General features: G+C 45.7%; 18 protein-coding genes. 4 read left to right on the top strand and 14 right to left on the bottom strand.

Annotated elements, in window-relative coordinates:
* The first annotated feature begins 63 nt into the window (after window positions 1-63).
* Window positions 64-1,245 (top strand): acetoin utilization protein AcuC, encoded by a 1,182-nt coding sequence (locus ACSQ8P_RS15370; RefSeq protein ID WP_436239533.1) that lies wholly within the window; start codon window positions 64-66, stop codon window positions 1,243-1,245.
* A 72-nt stretch (window positions 1,246-1,317) separates the two neighbouring features.
* Here the strand turns inward: ACSQ8P_RS15370 and ACSQ8P_RS15365 are convergent, their stop codons facing one another.
* From ACSQ8P_RS15365 to ACSQ8P_RS15340, 6 genes are all read right to left on the bottom strand, one after another.
* Complete coding sequence (locus ACSQ8P_RS15365; RefSeq protein ID WP_436235975.1) at window positions 1,318-2,019, bottom strand: 5'-methylthioadenosine/adenosylhomocysteine nucleosidase; 702 nt, start codon at window positions 2,017-2,019, stop codon at window positions 1,318-1,320.
* Between the two features lie 92 nt (window positions 2,020-2,111).
* Window positions 2,112-3,134 (bottom strand): catabolite control protein A, encoded by a 1,023-nt coding sequence (ccpA, locus tag ACSQ8P_RS15360; RefSeq protein ID WP_436239532.1) that lies wholly within the window; start codon window positions 3,132-3,134, stop codon window positions 2,112-2,114.
* 166 nt (window positions 3,135-3,300) lie between these two features.
* On the bottom strand, window positions 3,301-3,708 hold the full coding sequence (locus ACSQ8P_RS15355) for a hypothetical protein (RefSeq protein ID WP_056612481.1): 408 nt from the start codon (window positions 3,706-3,708) through the stop codon (window positions 3,301-3,303).
* A 124-nt stretch (window positions 3,709-3,832) separates the two neighbouring features.
* Complete coding sequence (locus ACSQ8P_RS15350; RefSeq protein ID WP_436235974.1) at window positions 3,833-4,375, bottom strand: type 1 glutamine amidotransferase domain-containing protein; 543 nt, start codon at window positions 4,373-4,375, stop codon at window positions 3,833-3,835.
* Between the two features lies 1 nt (window position 4,376).
* On the bottom strand, window positions 4,377-6,116 hold the full coding sequence (gene ptsP / locus ACSQ8P_RS15345) for a phosphoenolpyruvate--protein phosphotransferase (protein ID WP_436235973.1): 1,740 nt from the start codon (window positions 6,114-6,116) through the stop codon (window positions 4,377-4,379).
* On the bottom strand, window positions 6,113-8,002 hold the full coding sequence (locus tag ACSQ8P_RS15340; protein WP_436235972.1) for a glucose PTS transporter subunit IIA: 1,890 nt from the start codon (window positions 8,000-8,002) through the stop codon (window positions 6,113-6,115). The genes ptsP and ACSQ8P_RS15340 overlap by 4 nt, the downstream gene beginning before the upstream one ends.
* Window positions 8,003-8,270: 268 nt before the next feature.
* On the opposite strand from ACSQ8P_RS15340, the gene ACSQ8P_RS15335 reads away from it, so the two are divergent.
* Window positions 8,271-8,837, top strand: a complete 567-nt coding sequence (locus ACSQ8P_RS15335; RefSeq protein ID WP_436235971.1) for an NAD(P)/FAD-dependent oxidoreductase — start codon at window positions 8,271-8,273, stop codon at window positions 8,835-8,837.
* Between the two features lie 87 nt (window positions 8,838-8,924).
* On the opposite strand, the gene ACSQ8P_RS15330 is transcribed toward ACSQ8P_RS15335, so the two are convergent.
* From ACSQ8P_RS15330 to aroA, 3 genes are read right to left on the bottom strand one after another with little or no spacing between them, the layout of a single operon-like run.
* Window positions 8,925-9,350, bottom strand: a complete 426-nt coding sequence (locus tag ACSQ8P_RS15330; protein WP_236287677.1) for a CoA-binding protein — start codon at window positions 9,348-9,350, stop codon at window positions 8,925-8,927.
* A 13-nt stretch (window positions 9,351-9,363) separates the two neighbouring features.
* Window positions 9,364-10,185 (bottom strand): C39 family peptidase, encoded by an 822-nt coding sequence (locus ACSQ8P_RS15325; RefSeq protein ID WP_436235970.1) that lies wholly within the window; start codon window positions 10,183-10,185, stop codon window positions 9,364-9,366.
* A gap of 31 nt (window positions 10,186-10,216) precedes the next feature.
* Window positions 10,217-11,515, bottom strand: a complete 1,299-nt coding sequence (gene aroA, locus ACSQ8P_RS15320) for a 3-phosphoshikimate 1-carboxyvinyltransferase (protein ID WP_436235969.1) — start codon at window positions 11,513-11,515, stop codon at window positions 10,217-10,219.
* 262 nt (window positions 11,516-11,777) lie between these two features.
* Here aroA and ACSQ8P_RS15315 point away from each other — a divergent pair, with 262 nt between their 5' ends.
* A complete protein-coding gene (locus ACSQ8P_RS15315; protein WP_056612497.1) occupies window positions 11,778-12,068 on the top strand; it encodes a rhodanese-like domain-containing protein in 291 nt (96 codons plus the stop codon).
* Between the two features lie 21 nt (window positions 12,069-12,089).
* On the opposite strand, the gene ACSQ8P_RS15310 is transcribed toward ACSQ8P_RS15315, so the two are convergent.
* On the bottom strand, window positions 12,090-12,629 hold the full coding sequence (locus ACSQ8P_RS15310) for a shikimate kinase (RefSeq protein WP_436235968.1): 540 nt from the start codon (window positions 12,627-12,629) through the stop codon (window positions 12,090-12,092).
* A 138-nt stretch (window positions 12,630-12,767) separates the two neighbouring features.
* Between ACSQ8P_RS15310 and ACSQ8P_RS15305 the strand changes: the two genes are divergently transcribed.
* Complete coding sequence (locus tag ACSQ8P_RS15305) at window positions 12,768-13,088, top strand: hypothetical protein (protein ID WP_436235967.1); 321 nt, start codon at window positions 12,768-12,770, stop codon at window positions 13,086-13,088.
* Here the strand turns inward: ACSQ8P_RS15305 and gndA are convergent, their stop codons facing one another.
* From gndA to ACSQ8P_RS15285, 4 genes are read right to left on the bottom strand one after another with little or no spacing between them, the layout of a single operon-like run.
* Complete coding sequence (gndA, locus tag ACSQ8P_RS15300) at window positions 13,089-14,504, bottom strand: NADP-dependent phosphogluconate dehydrogenase (protein ID WP_436235966.1); 1,416 nt, start codon at window positions 14,502-14,504, stop codon at window positions 13,089-13,091. It abuts the gene before it with no gap.
* 33 nt (window positions 14,505-14,537) lie between these two features.
* Window positions 14,538-15,305 (bottom strand): SDR family oxidoreductase, encoded by a 768-nt coding sequence (locus tag ACSQ8P_RS15295; protein WP_236287811.1) that lies wholly within the window; start codon window positions 15,303-15,305, stop codon window positions 14,538-14,540.
* 42 nt (window positions 15,306-15,347) lie between these two features.
* On the bottom strand, window positions 15,348-16,910 hold the full coding sequence (gene gntK / locus ACSQ8P_RS15290) for a gluconokinase (RefSeq protein ID WP_436235965.1): 1,563 nt from the start codon (window positions 16,908-16,910) through the stop codon (window positions 15,348-15,350).
* Window positions 16,907-18,178 (bottom strand): lactate racemase domain-containing protein, encoded by a 1,272-nt coding sequence (locus ACSQ8P_RS15285; RefSeq protein WP_436235964.1) that lies wholly within the window; start codon window positions 18,176-18,178, stop codon window positions 16,907-16,909. Before ACSQ8P_RS15285 ends, gntK begins: the two co-directional genes overlap by 4 nt.
* Window positions 18,179-18,182: the final 4 nt, after the last annotated feature.

Genomic DNA, 18,182 nt, shown 5'->3' with positions numbered 1-18,182 from the left:
TGCAGTTAGTAGCAGATCTTCAAACGAAATTGTTAGCCAATTCGGGGGAATTTGGAAATGAACATGAAGTTTACGCAACCTGTGTTTATCTATGATGATCAAGAAATTCAATATAAATTTAATGATACGCATCCCTTCAATCAAGATCGTCTCATTATGACAGTGGATCTGCTTCGCAAGTCTGGTGCGCTTCCTGACAGTGCACTTCTCACTGCTAACCCAGCCACAGACACGGATCTTCTGCGCGTGCATGCAGCCCCTTATATCGAGGCTGTGAAAGCGCTAAGTGCAGCCGTTCCTGACGAGCGCTGGGTGCGTGAAGCTACACGTTTCGGACTCGATACCGACGATACGCCTTACTTCCCAGAGATGCATGAAATCACAGCAAAGGTCGTAGGCGGCTCTATCCTTGCCGTAGACCTCGTTATGTCCGGTCAGGCACCTCATGCCTTACATTTAGGCGGCGGCCTCCACCATGCCCTGCAGAGCAAGGGTGCGGGCTTCTGCGTCTATAATGACGCATCTGCGGCGATTGCCTACGCCAAAGAGAAGTATGGCGCTAAAGTGCTCTACATCGACACGGACGTACATCACGGCGATGGCGTGCAGTGGAGTTTCTACGCCGATCCGCAGGTCGGCACGCTGTCCATTCACGAGACGGGGAAATATTTATTCCCCGGCACTGGGGCTGTGAACGAACGCGGAGAAGGCGACGCGTTCGGAACGAGCGTAAACATCCCGGTGGAGCCCTACACCGAGGATGATTCTTGGCTGGAATGTTTCAGCGAGGTCCTAACCGAGCTGATCGCCCGCTTCCAGCCGGACGTCATTATCTCGCAGCATGGGTGCGACGCCCATGCTTTCGACCCGCTCGCGCATGTGCATTGCTCCATGCGCGTGTACAAGGCCATGCCCGAGCTTATCCATCGACTTGCGCACCAATGGTGCGAAGGTCGGTGGGTCGCGCTCGGGGGCGGCGGGTACGACATCTGGCGTGTCGTACCGCGGGCTTGGAGCCTGCTCTGGCTCGTGATGAGCGAGCAGGCGGTTGTGAGCCAGCTGGAGGCGGAGCCACAGCTGAGGCTGCCCCAGGCGTGGCTGGACGCCTGGCAGGACAAGAGCCCAGTCCCACTCGTGGAGACGTGGCTCGACCCGGTTGAGGCTTGGGCGCCGATTCCAAGGCGCCAGGTGATCACGGAGAAGAATCGGCAGACGAAGGAACTCGCGATGATGTATTTGAAATAAGTCTTTCAAGAAAAAAAGCTCAGGTCACCGCCAACTAGGCGATGCTCTGAGCTTTATTCATAGAAAGCTAATTTACAGCTGCTTCACCATATCTTCAACCATTCTATACGAATTCTCCGATGCAATCACCGTAAACTCGGCGAAATTCACATGCGCAGAGCCATCTGCTTTGTCAGACATGGAGCGCAAGACAACATAAGGGATACCATTCATCGCACATACTTGTGCAACTGAAGATCCTTCCATCTCCACACAGACACCATTCAGCTCTTGATACAGACTAGCTACCACTTCTCGGCTTGCAATGAACTGGTCACCTGATAATACTCTACCCTGCTTCACTTTACCTGCAAACAATTTCTCTCCGGAAGCTACGGCTAACTCTACGAGTTTGCGATCAGCCGCGTACACGGAGTTCTCAGCGTAAGGAATAACGCCGCGCGGAAATCCAAGTGCTGTCACGTCCATATCATGCTGAACACATTCCGTGGAAACAACTAGATCACCTATTTGCAATTCAGGGTCTAACGCCCCTGCTACACCCGTGAAAATAACAGCCTCTACACCAAACTGATCAATCAGAATTTGCGTGGTTACCGCAGCATTCACTTTCCCCACGCCTGTGCGACATACAACTACATCTTTACCGAAATATGTACCTTCTCGGAATGTGATGCCTGCTTTTACCGTTTCACTTATATCTGTCATATGAGCTACGAGCAGCTCAATTTCTTCGTTCATTGCTCCGATTAGTGCGATTTTGTTCCAAGTCATACTGATTTCCCTCTCTCTCTCTTCCTACATGAGAAAACCTCTATCGCATCTCTTCCAGGAGGGAAGGATACGATTAGAGGTTTATTTTTCACTTAAGCTTGAGCTTTAACCGAGTGACGGTTAATGATTTCATGCGGTAAAATAACTTGCATATTTTCTGTTGATTCTTTATTCATCAGCTTCGTCAGAAGTCGCATCGACACAGCTCCGATATCATACATCGGTTGAGCTACAGTCGTTAATGTCGGTCTCACCATAGATGCCATACGGATGTTGTCCACACTGATTACAGCGATATCTTCTGGAACGCGAAGCCCATTGTCTTGAATCGTATGAATGGCACCAATAGCCATTTCATCCGTTGCCGAGAAAATGGCGGACGGTCTCGGAGAAAGCTCCAAGAAATAGTTGACAGCATCTACACTTGACTCATAACGGTAATTACCAATCCGTACATACTCATCACGTACTGGAATACCAGCCGTTTCAAGCGCACGTTTGTAGCCTTGGTATCTAGCAAAGCCATTTGCTGGATCCTGTAAAGTTCCAGAAATCATGGCAATATCGCGATGCCCTGCTTCAATTAGTACGTTCACAGCATCAAATGCAGCCATCTCATGATCAATATCGACAGATGCCATTGCTTGGTTCTCATCCTTCGTGCCACATAGGACAACCGGAACGGATGAAGTACGGAAAGCTTGAATATGTTCTTCCGTTACAACACCACCCATGAAGAGCAGCCCATCTACTTGTTTCTCAAGCAATGTATTGATAACGCGAATTTCTTTCTCTTTCTTCTTGTCCGCATTACACAAAATAATGTTGTAATGGTACATATTCGCAATATCCTCAATTCCACGCGCTACTTCAGCAAAAATAGAATTGGATATATCGGGAATAACGACGCCAACCGTTGTCGTTTTCTTACTTGCTAAACCTCTTGCTACCGCATTTGGACGGTAACCCAATCGTTCAATGGCTTCAAAAACCTTCTTACGTGTTTGTGGCTTCACGTTCGGGTTATTATTGACGACCCGGGATACGGTTGCCATGGAAACGCCTGCTTCTCTCGCTACATCATAAATGGTTACGGTCACGGTTACTCTCTCCATTTTCACAAGTATTCTGCGAACCTAGTATATTATCGTTTATGATACGACAAATTAATCCATCTTGCAATGCAAAATGAAAATGCTTTGAAAATAATTTTCATTTTATTTTCAAAAGGGTCACAAATAGAATAAAAGCCAACCTCCTATCGAGATTGGCCGCCAATTTTTAGGTTGAAATTGCGCTTTGAGTGATTTGAGATAATCGTTTACGAATTTCCTCAGCCCATGGTTCATCTCCGAGCGATTGTGCTAGCAATAAGATGTCCAATAGCTCATTGATTCGTTCCTCCACAATTTTCTCCATAGAATCATTCATACGCTCTTTTTCTGTTACTTTTAATAGCAGAAAGGCAACCTCCGAAACTTCATGGAAGAAGAATTGCTGCTTCTCTGGTTTACTCCCCAACCTACCGATCAGACCGGTAAGTTCAGGCTTTACATGAGGTACGACCTCACTTCGTCCACAGGCCTCACAGGAATAGATAGGAACATTCTCGATATCTACTTTACTTTGATAAATAACCGTGCGCAGACGAAGGTTCATCGTGCGTCCGCACTTACAATACTTTTGCATTCTAACACTCCTTCACTGACAGGCGGCATGTACATTAGTTGCTTGTACTAAGTTATTCTACGATGCCATCAGATTTCCTTCTGATCTATGCATAGTAGTTTTTGCCACCTTTGGAAGCGAAATGTTACTTTTCCTGTTGTTTGCTAAACGAGATAAGCTCATCCACAAATCGTTTTGAAAATGCTGGAAGATCCGGTGGTCTACGCCCTGAAATGATATTGCGATCCACGACCACTTCTTCATCAAGCCAAGTTGCGCCAGCATTTTCGATATCATCGCGAATGCCTGGCGTGGACGTCATCGTGTAACCATGAACGATTTTGGCAGAAATCAAAACCCAGCCTGCATGACAAATTTGCGCGATAGGCTTCACATCCGCATGAAACTCCTGCGTAAGTCTAAGTACATCGGCATAACGACGAAGCTTGTCAGGCGCCCAACCACCAGGTACATAAAGTCCAACGTAATCCGATGATTTCACCTCATCGAACGCATAATCCGTCGTGATGGGTACGCCATATTTGCCATGATATACGGTCTTCGCTTTAGGTCCAACGATATCTACAACTGCACCTGCTTCACGCAATCGGTAGACAGGATACCACATTTCCAAATCTTCAAATTCTTCATCAACAAAGGCTAGCACCTTCAAACCTGCTAATTCCATACTAATTACCTCCTACAATGGATTCCGTTTGTTCCGTTTGAGCGATGAGCTCCAAGATTTCATCACTCGTTTTGCAAATTAAAATACGATCTACTAATGCCTTGCATGTCGCGGCATCACTGCTAAGCAATCTGTGCTTGACTTGCAAGAGCGTCTGTACCGAAATGCTCAGCTCCTCAATACCCAGTCCTAGCCAAATCGGCAGAGCCCGAATATCTCCAGCCATTTCCCCGCATACGCCAACAGGAATGCCAACACGCTTGCCTGCGTCGATCACGAGTTTGAGTAATCGAATAACAGCCGGATGAAAAGGATTATATAAGTGCGCGATATTCTCGTTCATTCGATCAACAGCTAAAACATATTGAACTAGATCATTCGTACCGATACTCATGAAATTCACTTCGCTGGCAAGAACATCAGCAATGATAGCAGCAGCAGGCACTTCAATCGTAAGTCCGACCTCAATATTAGCATTAAAAGGCACACCAAGAGTACTAAGCTCGAGCTTCGCTTTTTCCAAGTGCGCTTTCGCTTGACGCACCTCTTCTATGGAGGTCACCATTGGATACATGATCTTCACATTCCCATAATGACTAGCTCTTAAAATCGCTCTTAGCTGCGTCATAAAGAGATCCGTTCGATCCAGAGAGATACGGATGGCCCGGTAGCCTAGGAAGGGATTATCTTCTTTGGCAAGCGGCATGTAGTCCAGCTTCTTATCACCGCCGATATCCAGGGTTCGGATCACGATCGGACGCCCTTTGAGCTGCATCGCCGCGTGGCGATAGACCTCAAATTGCTCATCTTCACTAGGCAATGAATCTCGATCCATATACAAGTATTCTGTACGAAATAGCCCTACACCTGATGCGCCATTTCGCAATACTTGGTCAATTTCCATGACAGAATTAATATTCGCATGCAGATTCACTAAGCTTCTATCTAATGTCAGTGGAGCTACATCAGCAATTTCTTGCAAGCTTTCTTTGAACTCCAGCCAGTTTTTCTTACGCGCTTGATAACGTTCTATTGTGATCTTGTCCGGGTTAATATACAAAGTGCCTTCTTGCCCATCAATAATCAAGAAATCACCATTCTGAATAGGTCTCAGCAGCTTACCTTCTAATCCAAGTACATAAGGAACAGACATCGCTCTGGCCATAATCGACACGTGTGAGTGCGTGCCACCCAGAATGGTCAAAAGTCCTAGCACATTCGTAGGATCTAGATGAGCAAGCTGTGAAGGGGTAAGCTCTTTCGCAACTAAAATGTAGGGATGGTCAATTGGCGGTACCGTTGTGCTTGTATCCCCCAATAAATGCTTCAAGAGACGATTACCGACATCTTTAATATCTAATGCACGTTCTTTCATGTATTCATCATCAATTAAATTAAACATGCCTACAAATTTATCAATGACTTCTTTCACCGCAACTTCTGCGGCTTTATATTGCAGCTCGATAATACCTTGAATCTCATTCATGAAAATGGGGTCTTCCAAAATTGCCAAATGTGCATCAAAAATATAGGCTTGTTCTTGCCCAACAACTTCTTTGATCTCTTGTTTGATTAGCTCTAGCTCATCCTTGGAATGCCGGATGCCATCATACAATCGCTCGAATTCGTAGGCTAAATCCGTCACATCTATCATTTTCTCTGGAAAATCCCATTCCCAAGTGGGAATAACAAACGCTTGACCCATTGCAATTCCCGATGATGCACCTACACCTCTAATCATCCGTTCGTCCCCCCCTCGGATTTAGTTGGCTTAAGGACTACGGACATAACAGAGCCTTGGCCTTTCTTAACCGGCTTAAACGGAGCAAAGCTCCATGATTTCACAATATCTGGATTCGTAATAATCATTGGTGTCGCTAAGGAAGAGGCGAATTTCTTAACTTTATTATAATTGAACTTCACTAGCAGCTGACCTGCTTCCACACGATCGCCTTCCTTCACCACCGCATTAAAGCACTTACCTGGTAAGCTGGACGTGTCAATTCCGATATGCAGCAGAACTTCAAGCCCTTCATCCGTTAGAATCCCAAGCGCATGCATCGTCGGGTAGATATGCATAATGGTACCTGCAACAGGGGAAACCAACTCTCCTTTTTCAGGGATAAAAGCAACACCATTCCCGACTAGTCGGGAGGCGAAGATTCGATCAGGCACTTCTTCAATTGGAATCATTCGTCCCTGCATTGGAGAAGTGAATAATACGACATGAATATCTTTGCGTAATACCTTCATAATTTCTTCACGTATAAGCTCTGAAAATGTTCCAAACACGACTTGAACATTGCCTCCTCCAAGACGTATGACGCCTGCTGCTCCTAAGTGTCGTAATGCCGTGATGTCCATCAGACGATCATTGACAAGTGTAAGTCGCAATCGAGTAATACAGGCTTCAATCTTCTTAATATTGTCTTTCCCACCAAGTGCCTGCAAAATTAATGGAGATCGATACGGTATGTCTCCAGCCCACTCTTCTAGCGATGAGCCTTCTTCCCTACCCGGAGTAGGAATTCGGAACTTCTGAATCGCCCATCGAAATAAGAAATAATACAGTAAACCATAGACCAGCCCAATCGGAATCAATAACAAGCCATTGTGTGATAAGTGCAGATTAATGATGTAGTCAATAGCCCCAGCTGAATAAGAGAATCCGTGGTGGATATTTAACTCATAAGCGATCCACATAGCTACGCCCGAAAGGATGGCATGGATAACAAACAAATAAGGTGCTACAAAAAGAAAAGCAAATTCAATCGGCTCTGTCACACCAGTTAAAAAGGAAGCTAATGCAGCCGTTAGGAATGTAGCTTTGATCTTCGGCTTTAAATCTTCCCGCGCTTCTCCGATAATCGCAAAAGCTATAGCTGGCAATGCAAACATCATAATCGGGTACAAACCAGCCATATACATGCCTGCTGACGGATCGCCAGCGAAGAATCTCGGCAAGTCACCATAAGCATATTGTCCAGATGGCGTCTCGTAAACCCCCACTTGAAACCAGAAAAAGTTATTCAGAATATGATGCAATCCCGAAGGTACGAGCAAACGATGTGCAATCCCATATACGAATGCACCGAATCCGCCTAATCCAAGTAATCCGCTTGATATTTTGCCCATAAGCGTCTCTAAATAAGGACCAATCCCGATCATAATATAAGAGACAATGAGCGTTGCGAGGCCCATAACGAGCGGTACCATCCGAGGTCCACCGAAAAATTGTATATACTCCGGAAGCTTAATCTCCTTGCAGCGATGATAGATGATTGCGGCCAGTAGGCCAATCATGATCCCGCCAGAAACGCCTAATTGAAATTGTGTGCCCAGCCCATGCTCGATGAGTCGGGTAAACATGAAATACCCTAACATGGCCGACAAACCAGCTATTCCAGCACTTTCTGTTAATCCCAATGCCACACCAACAGCGAAGATTATTGGAATATAATCAAAGATTGTATTTCCAGCCAATGACAGCATTTCCCCAAAGCCTGAAGCATGTATGACATCCCAAGGTAAATCCCCTAGACAAAGCAGCACAGCAGCAATAGGAAGCGCAATGGTAGGCAGCATTAAGGAGCGGCCAAGCTGTTGTAAGTTCCCCATCCAGTTCAAACGAATGCTAACCTCCTAAAAGTTTTCGTCAGAAAACTGACTTCGTAAGCATCTTACCTTAGCAAGTTCGAAGAGTATCTTCCTCATAATCATAAGATTCTCTTATCAAATCGTAAAGCTTGTTCGTCCTTTTGTCAAAAAAAATAAGCGGATCGCCTGTTCCATCAAGGTTATTCTACATAGTAAACGCAAAAGTTGACTAAGTCCCCTGAAAGCTGTCATACTTTACTTGTACCCCAAATTCATGATTCAAGGAGGAAATACGCTTATGTCTTATGATGTTATTATTATTGGTGCAGGTCCTACCGGCGCGAGTGCTGCACTTTTCACTTCAAAAGCAGGCAAGAAAACGCTCGTCATCGACAATGAGCAAAGTGTTACGAAGCGTGCATGGATCGAGAATCACTATGGTGTTGAAGCGATTGGCGGGCCAGACTTAGTTGAAATCGGCAAGAAGCAAGCAGCTAAATTTGGAACAGAATTCGTGCAAGGCAAAGCGACTCAGCTTGTAAAGAACGAAGATAGCTTTGAGGTCACCACCGAAAATGGTACATATACAGGGAAGCACGTTATACTAGCAACTGGTTTATCCGTTGAACTTGCGGAAGCTGCTGGTATCGAGACAAAAGAAGGAACTGAACCACGAATTAAATCCATCGTTGACTGCGATGCGCAAGGAAATACAAGTCTCAAAGGTGTATGGGCAGCAGGCACGACGGCTGGTGTCAGCATGCATACGATAATCACAGCTGGTGATGGAGCCAAAGTCGCTATCAATGTAATTAGTGAGCTTAACGGCGCGCGTTATGTGGATCACGATGTACTAAAATCTTAATTCCTACGTATGAGAAAACCGCTAGTCGGTCCCCTGCACAGGTGATCAACTAGCGGTTTTATTTGATTTACGTTTACGCGACCTGCATTAATTGTTTCGCGGGTTCAGTATCGCATCTTCCACTTTAATGCAGCGATCCATGATAACTTCTAAGCCAGCTTCACTAGCAATACGTCCTGCTTCTTCATTCACGATATCTAACTGCAACCAGAATACTTTCGCCCCAATCTTAACTGACTCTTCAGCGACTGGAACAACCTGATCAGCACGACGAAATACATTCACGATATCAACAGGCTCAGGAATGTCCGATAACGATGGATAGCATTTCTCACCTAGAATTTGATCCGCATTCGGATTAACAGGAATAATCCGGTATCCTCTGCTTTGCATAGCGGCTGATACCATATAAGATGTGCGATCTGGTTTATCGGATAAACCTACTACAGCGATATTTCCTGCATTGGCAAGCAATTCTTTGATATGTTCCCTAGACGGATTCTCAAATGTCATGTGGATCTCTCTCCTATTTATTCAAGTAGGTTAGACCTTGTTTCCCCATTGCTTCCCAAGTTTCAACAAACTGTGCTTTACTCACTTTCACTTGCTTTTTGCCACTCAATGGGTCATTTAAGTAAACATTCGTTTCGTCAAATCCTACAAGGACAACAGCATGTTCCGAATACGTTGTCTTTAGAGGACCGATTGGCGTATCCCACGTTACCCATTTGTAAGGTAGATTATAGTCAATTGTCGTCCAGACGATAACTGGGATCCCATGAGCCACTTGCTGCTCATACAATTCAAAAGCTTCCCCTGTTATATTAATTGCTTGAGGGATATAGTCTTTCATAAGCGGAAACAATCCTGCGGAATAGATGCCAAAGCCTCTTTTCTTACGTGTTACGTCCCCAACGAAGCCGGAATTCGGATTGCCCCAGTAAGCGATGTTGCCGCCCGCATCCAAGGTTGCTGGTGTCATGTCTGTAGGCATTTCGGCGACTAATTCCATCTTTGTTTTGTTTACACCATAGTATTTCAGCAGCATCGTGAGGCTTGTGATCTCACAGCCAGCCGGCAGCTCAGGCAGTTGTTGTACGATGGGGACATCCAACAGCGCTGATTTGACTTGTGCAGGCGCTGGCGACGGTGTCGGCTTCACGGTGGCCTTCAACGTAGCGCCGGGTTTATCAACTGCTAAGACTACTGGACCAGAAGCGAATAAAGCTGGTTCTTTCCCTGTGGCCTTCGCATAAAGCAATACAGCAAATACGCTGCTCGCAAATGTAAGACCTGCTACGAGAAACAATCCAAACGTCACTTTCAATCCTTGCCAAATAATCCTCATGCTGACTCACCCATTCAATGTAATTGAGATTCTAGGACTCGCTCACTAGCTCAACCTGTGCGCCAATGGAGCGCAAGTGGTCGAAATATTGTGGATACGACTTCGCCACGTGGTGGGCATCCCGAATCGTTAAACCCTTCTCAGAGCGTAGACCAACTACAGTTAATGCCATGATGACCCGATGATCGAAATGCGCGTTGATTTCTACGCCACCTTCAACGCCTTGTGGTTTACCATGAACAATAATTTCACTCTGACGCTCTTCTACATCAGCTCCAGCCTTGCGAAGCTCATTCAAATAATCTGTGATACGATCACACTCTTTATACCGTAGGTTCTCAACATTGTAGAAACGCGAAGTACCTTCTGCAAATACGGCTGCAGCAACCATAGCAAGAACAGCATCCGTGAAATGATCACCATCGAATTCTCCAGCAACTAGACGCTGATTCCCACGAACATGTACAACACCGTTGTCGTGCGTAAGATCTACGCCCATTGCCTTCAGAACATCCACACAAGCCTTCTCACCTTGCTTGCTGTTCTCTTCCAGACGAAGTACACGCACATCGGAATTCGTAACCGCAGCGGCAGCTAGAATAGCTGCTGAACCCGGATAGTCGCCTTGGATGACATATTCTTTGGCTTCATAGGATTGTCTACCTGGAATACGGTAGTGCATCAAATCTTCACTTGCATGAACGACGATGCCAGCCTGCGCTAATACTTCAAGCGTTTGCCCTACAATAATTTTGGACTTCAAATCATGCAGAACTTCAATTTCACTGTCTTCTTCCAACAATGGCGTCATAAACAATAAAGAACTCAGGAACTGGGAACTGACATTACCCGAAACGGTGATTTTGCCGCCGCGAGGTTTTCCCCCTTTAATTGTTATCGGCAGACGACCGTTATTATGTTGTACTTCTACACCCATTTGTTGCAAAGTATCGATTAAATCATCGTGAGGACGTTTACCCAATGATTCCGGATACGTATTAACAAATGTCACTTCCGGACAGAAAGCAGCCGTAGACATCAAAAAGCGTAGAACAGCACCAGCATTCCCAACATTCAATTCAGACACATGCTTAGGGTTCTTGCCGAAGCCTGTGATTATAATTTTCTCATCATCTTCTTCTATAATAGCGCCAAGATCACGTACACATCGTCTCATAGCATCACTATCTTCACTATGAGCTGGGTAATAGATTGTGCTCGTCCCATTAGCTAGTGCACCGATTAGCAAGTAGCGTGTCGTGTAGTTTTTGGAGGATAAAGCATTAATTTCCCCTTCAAGATGGGAGGTTGGTTTAACGATGGCTTTCATGTCGTTTGTTAACTCCTTCGCAAGTAGTTTATATGTATATCCAGCAGAATGACTGACAAAAACCAATCATCAGCAGGATGATAGAGATCCTAAGATTTATTGACAGTGTACCATACGGAATCTAACTTGGGAACCTTCTCCCCTAGCAGATGTATCAAGGAAAAGCTAGATAAAGAAACACTTCGTTTGACATCACGTCGTTATATTTCTATCATACTAAGTAAGAAGCTATCTTCTGAAAATACAAACATGGAGGCGTATCATGGACACGATTCTACCATCTGAGATCAAAGCAAGACTCGCGCAAGGAGAGCAGCTAACACTTATCGACGTTCGCGAAGATGAGGAAGTAGCAGAAGGTATGATTCAAGGCGCAATACATATTCCATTAGGCCAATTGCCAGAGCGGCTTAGCGAGATCCCACAAGTCGACGAAGTCATTTTAGTATGTCGTAGTGGAAATCGAAGCGGACGCGCACTAGGCTATCTAGAAGCCAACGGTTATAAAGGTCTTAAGAACATGACCGGTGGCATGCTGGAGTGGGAAGATTAAGCTGAAGAGCTTATCTTCTCCTTAATGGCGTACCGCTTGCTGAATGATGCGATCTGCAATTTCATCCTCGCTTAAGTCCGTCGTATCAATAGACGTATGAGCGAAATCATAGGCATGCTTTCTTTGTTCCATTAACGTATGAACACGTTCTTCCAAATTACCTTGCAGCAAAGGCCGATTCGTATCCGCACTCACTCTTTGGATAATCGTTTCCGCCGTTGCGTTCAACGCAACAACAAAGCCATGCTGTAACATGCAAATTCGATTAGACTCTGCAAGTACCGCACCGCCACCCGTTGCGACAACTTGTCCTTCACTATCTAATATACGTGCCAGCGTTTCTGTTTCCAGAGCGCGAAAATGTGCTTCTCCATGATCTCGAAATAATTCGGGTATACTTGTCTGTTGTACTTCTTCTAACACTGCGTCAGAATCACAAAAACTCCATCCTAAACGCTCTGCAAGTTTCTTGCCTACGGTTGATTTCCCAGTTCCCATGAATCCAACAAGCACAATATTTCTGACTGTCACACAAATCCCCTTTTCCCATATGCTAGTCATACAAACTTTCCCAACATCATACCATAGCCCTTCCAGCATGAATACATTCCATTAAAAAATCATATAGTAGTGTGAATAAATTCTAGCACAAACAGTTAAGATTTTAGAGAGACCACGCCGATAAGGAGAGATGGAGCTTTGAACCCAACTGTGCTGAAGCCAAACCAAACTACCGCCTTTACAAATCGCACACAACGCAAACTGGAGCAAATTTTGCACCCAAGCTATACGCTATGCAAAGAGGATGTTGTCTGGATTCTAGAATTTATTAAGAAAAAAGTGGCTGAAGAAGACCCGATGTTGCAAGGTCTAACTCAACCACGATTATTAAGAAATTTCCGTTATTTTGCCGAGATATCCCTCATGCTCATCCACAAACGCAATGGCTTCGATCAAGAAGCTGATCGACTGAAGATGTGGCTGAGAGAAGCGGCCTACGGCTTACAAGATGAGAAATAACTACTCGTTACCCATCCAGTTGAAGTGGAAGGATCCTTCTTTGTCTACACGTTGGAAAGTATGAGCGCCGAAGTAATCACGTTGTGCTTGTAACAAGTTAGCTGGCAATCTTTCTGTACGGTAGCTGTCATAGTAAGCAAGTGCGGATGCGAAAGAAGGAACTGCGATACCACGAGCAACCGCTTCTGCAACCACTTGTCTCCACGAACCTTGGTAGTTATGAACTACGTCTGTGAAGTAAGAATCAAGCAACAAGTTTTTCAATTCAGGATTGCGATCATACGCATCCTTGATATTTTGAAGGAAACGAGCGCGGATAATACAACCACCACGGAAGATCATTGCGATGCTGCCGTATTTCAAATCCCATTTGTATTCTTCGGAAGCTGCTCTCATTTGAGCGAAACCTTGCGCATAAGAACAAATTTTGCTTGCGTAAAGAGCTTGACGAACAGCCTCAATAAACGCTTTGCGATCCCCTGTGAATGCTGGAGCATCAGGTCCTTTGAGTACTTTGCTTGCTGCTACGCGTTCTTCCTTCATGGCAGAAATGAAACGGGAGAATACGGATTCTGTGATGATTGAAAGCGGCACGCCAAGGTCCAGAGCACTTTGACTGGTCCATTTTCCTGTTCCCTTTTGTCCTGCGGAATCCAGAATCACGTCAACCATTGGTTTGCCTGTTTCAGCGTCATATTTCGTGAAAATATCACGCGTGATTTCGATCAAGTAGCTGTCCAGCTCCCCGTTGTTCCACTCCGTGAAGATCTCATGAAGCTCTTCTGTGCTAACGTTAAGTACATCTTTCAGCAACTGGTAGGCTTCACAAATCAATTGCATATCTCCGTACTCAATACCGTTGTGCACCATTTTTACATAGTGGCCCGCGCCGTCTGGCCCGATATACGTACAACAAGCATCTTCGCCAACTTTTGCAGAGATTGCTGTTAGGATAGGCTCTACCAATTTATACGCGTCTTCTTGGCCTCCTGGCATGATCGAAGGTCCTTTAAGCGCGCCTTCTTCACCACCGGAAACACCTGTTCCAACGAACCGAATTCCGTGAGCTTCAAGCTCTTTGTTACGACGTTGAGTGTCTGGGAAGAAAGCATTTCCGCCGTCGATCAAAATATCGCCTTTATCCAAATGCGGAAGCAATTGGTTGATTGTATCATCTGTAGGTCCGCCTGCTTTGACCATGATCAAAATTTTGCGCGGCACTTCAAGGGATTGAACGAATTCTTCAACCGTATATGTACCTACAAGTTGTTTGCCTGGTGCTTCATTAAGAAGCTCCTTCGTTTTCTCAGCAGAACGGTTGAATACAGATACCGTAAAGCCTCTGCTTTCAATGTTTAATGCTAAGTTTTTCCCCATTACTGCTAAACCTACAACACCTATTTGTTGCTTAGACATGTCTCTCATACACCCTTCCGATATATAAATAGTTTAAATCGTCATCGCGCCAAAACCGCCGTCTACTCTCAAAACTGTTCCTGTTACAAAGCTCGAAGCTTTCTCTGAAGCCAGGTACACCGCAGCACCTTGAAGCTCTGCAGCTTCACCAAATCGATTCATTGGCGTATGACGCATAATGGATTCGATCCGCTCAGGTGACAAAATCTTACGATTCTGCTCTGCTGGGAAAAAGCCTGGAATAATCGCGTTCACACGTACACGGCTCGGAGCGAACTCACGGGCTAGGTTTTGTGTGATATTATTCACAGCTGCTTTAGAAGCGGAGTAAGTGAACACACGAGAAAGTGGTGGATCCGAGGAAACGGATGAAATATTAATAATGCTTCCGCCTTCGCCTCGTTCAACCATGTATTTCCCGAACACTTGGCAGGCTAGCACGACGCTTTTCAAATTTACCTCCATAATAGAATCCCATTCTTCCATGGAAATGTCAAAGAAAGGAGTCGCACTATTTTTACCTGGACAATTCATAAGAATATCCGCACTGCCTGACCAAGCGATAACATCTTGAAGTACTTGCTCTAAATCTTCACGTTTGGTTGCATCCGCTTGGAAAGTCTTAGCTTCGCCGCCAATCGCAGCAATACTCTCTTGAACCTGCTCGCTTTTCTCTTGATTCCGCCCGACGATAGCTACTTTAGCGCCATGTCCAGCAAGGGCTAAGGCCATTGAGCCACCAAGTGTACTATTACCGCCAATAATTACTGCTGTTTTCCCAGAAAGATCGAATAAGTTCATTGTCGTCATCCTCTCGAATAATAGTGCTTTGTCTAAAATGAATTATGATTGAGGACTCCGTAGGTGCTGACTTTGAAAAGCGGTGATCGCGTCGAATTGATCTTTTAACTGATGATATACGCTCGTATAAATAGATGTCAATTGTTGATATATGCGATAATCGTTTTCATTCACCTCGTGAGCCTTTCCTACCCCGATCCATTTATGTGCATGCGATAAGTCTTCGATCTCCCCCATAGCGAGTAGACCAAGCAAAGCTGCGCCAATTCCTGAGCTCTCAATGGAATCTGGAACGGTAACGGCCGTACCGAGCATATCGGTCATCATCTGACGCCAGAATTCTGAGCGAGCGAAGCCGCCTGATGCACGAATGACGGTTGCAGGTCCCATCATCCGTTCCAACGACGTGGCAACGGCTTGGATGGAGAACATGACTCCTTCCAAAGCGGCACGGATCATATGCTTCTTCTGATGACTCAGCGATAGACCGAAATAAACGCCACGTGCATTGGCATTCCAATAAGGTGCACGTTCACCAGATAGCAAAGGCAAGAAAAGCAATCCTTCAGAGCCTGCTCCCACTTCAGCAGCAAGAGCCGTCAAGTAATCGTAAGGATCCATGCCCATACGTCGTGCTTCCTCTGCTTCTGCTGTCGCGATCTGGTCTCTCACCCAACGGAAAACGATTCCTCCGTTGTTAATCGGTCCACCAACGACCCAGAAGTTTTCAGTTAACGCGTAACAGAATAACTTGCCCTCGGGGTCGGTTTGCGGTTTGTTCACGACGCTGCGAACTGCGCCGCTTGTACCAATCGTAACCGCGACAACGCCGGGCTCGAAGGCGCCTACGCCTAGGTTGGCAAGTACACCATCAGAAGCGCCGACAATAAACGGCGTGTCTGTGGACAAGCCCATCGCAGCAGCATGAGCTGAGCTCATACCTTCTACACGATGTGTCGTGGGCACAAGCGAGGATAGCTGTTCAGGGGTTACCCCTGCATAAGCAAGCGCACCTGCATCCCAATCCAATTGCTCGAGATTGAATAATCCTGTCGCACTCGCCAGGGAATGGTCGATCAGATATTGACCAAACAACTTGGCAAACACATACTCTTTAATCCCTATGAATTTATGGGTATTTCGAACGAGCACTGGTTCATGCTCCCCAAACCACTTCAATTTCAAAAGTGGTGACATGGGATGAATCGGTGTGCCTGTTCTCGCATAAATCTGTTGACCAAGTCCATTCTGCTTCAATTCCTCCGCATATTTCGCGGCACGATTGTCAGCCCATGTAATACATTGGGTTAATGGCTTATTGTTCTCATCTACGGCGATTAAGCTGTGCATTGCCGAGCTGAAGGACACGCAAAGCACTTGTTCAGGCGAGATGCCTTGCTTGCGAACAACGGCGCCAATCCCCTGCACCACTGCATCAAAGATTTGATCTGGATCTTGCTCAGCCCGATCTGCAGCAGGTGTGAATAGCGGGTATTCGATGGAATGGGAGGCAAGTACCTGTCCGTCCCGATCAATGACCAGCGTTTTGGTACTCGTTGTTCCAATATCGGCAGCTATGATATAGGGCTTCTGACTTTCCGTCATTTGCAAATATTCCCCTCTGCATCGAATGTTAGCTCAAATGGCTCCGATAAAATTTCGATGTCCGGATGCTGACGAGCAGCTTCAAGGAGGTTCACCGAAATTTCAATTTCACCTAAGTGAAGTGTATCTTGGATGCGTACAAGCTTACAGGTCGTGTAATCTAAGATATTACAAGTTTTCACGGCTGCTTTGATCGCATAGAAATCATTTTCTAATGTAGTCGCGATTTTCGTAGGAGCACAAACCGTTGAAGTTAAACCATTGGCGTAAGTGAATTCTAGATTTGTCTTATCAACTAGACGTTGTGTAGTGAAATCCGCTGTACCCACGCCATTGGCATTCCCTTTGGTTTCATGTGTCAAATCCAGGACAACCATCTTCGACACTTCGGGACCGCCATGCGCATACGGGGTAGGATAACGTCCCGTTACGTTAGGATCCATACCGTCACCGCTAATATTTTTACCGATGTAATCAATCACAAGGACATCGATTTCATCGAACAAAATTTTCGGCAGACGTGACTTCGCTTCTACCAGTAAAACTTCCTCGCGTGCTTCAATCTCCGCGGCAGGAAGAACCTCAACCTGGCAAGTCTCATCATAAGCATTCTCTACGAGGGCTACGCCAAAGACGATCGGCAGCTTCTCAATCATCAAATTCGCCATAGCAGGAACATTCTCTGCCATGTATTTAAAGCCAAGCTGATGGCAAGCTTCAGCGCCTTTTTGCTTACCGAGTCCAATCGCGATCATCTTCATGATGCCGCTCTCAATGCGTCCACGGAATGCCGTATGTGGCTTCACACGATTAATAACGACAATTGCATCTGCTTCTGATGCAATGCGATCTACATAAACCGGTAAACCGTTTGGCAGTTGATCGATTTTAACCACGTCCATCGATGAACGAATCGGCGCTCCCATCGTTTCTTCCGTAATGCCAAAGTGCTGGAGCACCTCCGTCTGACCTTCTGCCGTCGCCCCGCCATGGCTTCCCATACATGGTACGATAAACGGATGTGCACCTCTTGCCTTAATGGCATCCAAGGTTGTCTTCGTGAAACCCGCAATATTGGCAATTCCTCTGCTTCCTACCGCAACAGCTACTTGCTGTCCTGGCAGGATGCTGGGCATAACACCACTACTTTCGAGCTTATCGGCAAGTTCCTGCAAAGGATTTTCCAAAATCGAGCGATCAAACTTCTGACGAATTTTGACCATTTGCGGAATCGGAATGTCATTTAACAATTCTCTTAGAATACTCATCGAC

The sequence above is a fragment of the Paenibacillus sp. LjRoot153 genome (genome assembly GCF_964253085.1).
GTDB lineage: Bacteria > Bacillota > Bacilli > Paenibacillales > NBRC-103111 > Paenibacillus_E.
This window is presented reverse-complemented; position numbering and strand designations above follow the sequence as displayed.

Coding starts and splice junctions, on each gene's coding strand:
- ACSQ8P_RS15330 (WP_236287677.1), bottom strand. CDS start 9,350: ATGACATTTGAGAATCCGTCTAGGGAACATATCAAAGAATTGCTTGCC.
- ACSQ8P_RS15350 (WP_436235974.1), bottom strand. CDS start 4,375: ATGGAATTAGCAGGTTTGAAGGTGCTAGCCTTTGTTGATGAAGAATTT.
- ACSQ8P_RS15310 (WP_436235968.1), bottom strand. CDS start 12,629: ATGACTAGCATATGGGAAAAGGGGATTTGTGTGACAGTCAGAAATATT.
- gntK (WP_436235965.1), bottom strand. CDS start 16,910: ATGACGGAAAGTCAGAAGCCCTATATCATAGCTGCCGATATTGGAACA.
- ACSQ8P_RS15365 (WP_436235975.1), bottom strand. CDS start 2,019: ATGACTTGGAACAAAATCGCACTAATCGGAGCAATGAACGAAGAAATT.
- ACSQ8P_RS15295 (WP_236287811.1), bottom strand. CDS start 15,305: ATGAACTTATTCGATCTTTCTGGGAAAACAGCAGTAATTATTGGCGGT.
- ACSQ8P_RS15355 (WP_056612481.1), bottom strand. CDS start 3,708: ATGCAAAAGTATTGTAAGTGCGGACGCACGATGAACCTTCGTCTGCGC.
- ccpA (WP_436239532.1), bottom strand. CDS start 3,134: ATGGAGAGAGTAACCGTGACCGTAACCATTTATGATGTAGCGAGAGAA.
- ACSQ8P_RS15285 (WP_436235964.1), bottom strand. CDS start 18,178: ATGAGTATTCTAAGAGAATTGTTAAATGACATTCCGATTCCGCAAATG.
- aroA (WP_436235969.1), bottom strand. CDS start 11,515: ATGAAAGCCATCGTTAAACCAACCTCCCATCTTGAAGGGGAAATTAAT.
- ACSQ8P_RS15315 (WP_056612497.1), top strand. CDS start 11,778: ATGGACACGATTCTACCATCTGAGATCAAAGCAAGACTCGCGCAAGGA.
- ACSQ8P_RS15370 (WP_436239533.1), top strand. CDS start 64: ATGAAGTTTACGCAACCTGTGTTTATCTATGATGATCAAGAAATTCAA.
- ptsP (WP_436235973.1), bottom strand. CDS start 6,116: ATGATTAGAGGTGTAGGTGCATCATCGGGAATTGCAATGGGTCAAGCG.
- ACSQ8P_RS15335 (WP_436235971.1), top strand. CDS start 8,271: ATGTCTTATGATGTTATTATTATTGGTGCAGGTCCTACCGGCGCGAGT.
- gndA (WP_436235966.1), bottom strand. CDS start 14,504: ATGTCTAAGCAACAAATAGGTGTTGTAGGTTTAGCAGTAATGGGGAAA.
- ACSQ8P_RS15325 (WP_436235970.1), bottom strand. CDS start 10,185: ATGAGGATTATTTGGCAAGGATTGAAAGTGACGTTTGGATTGTTTCTC.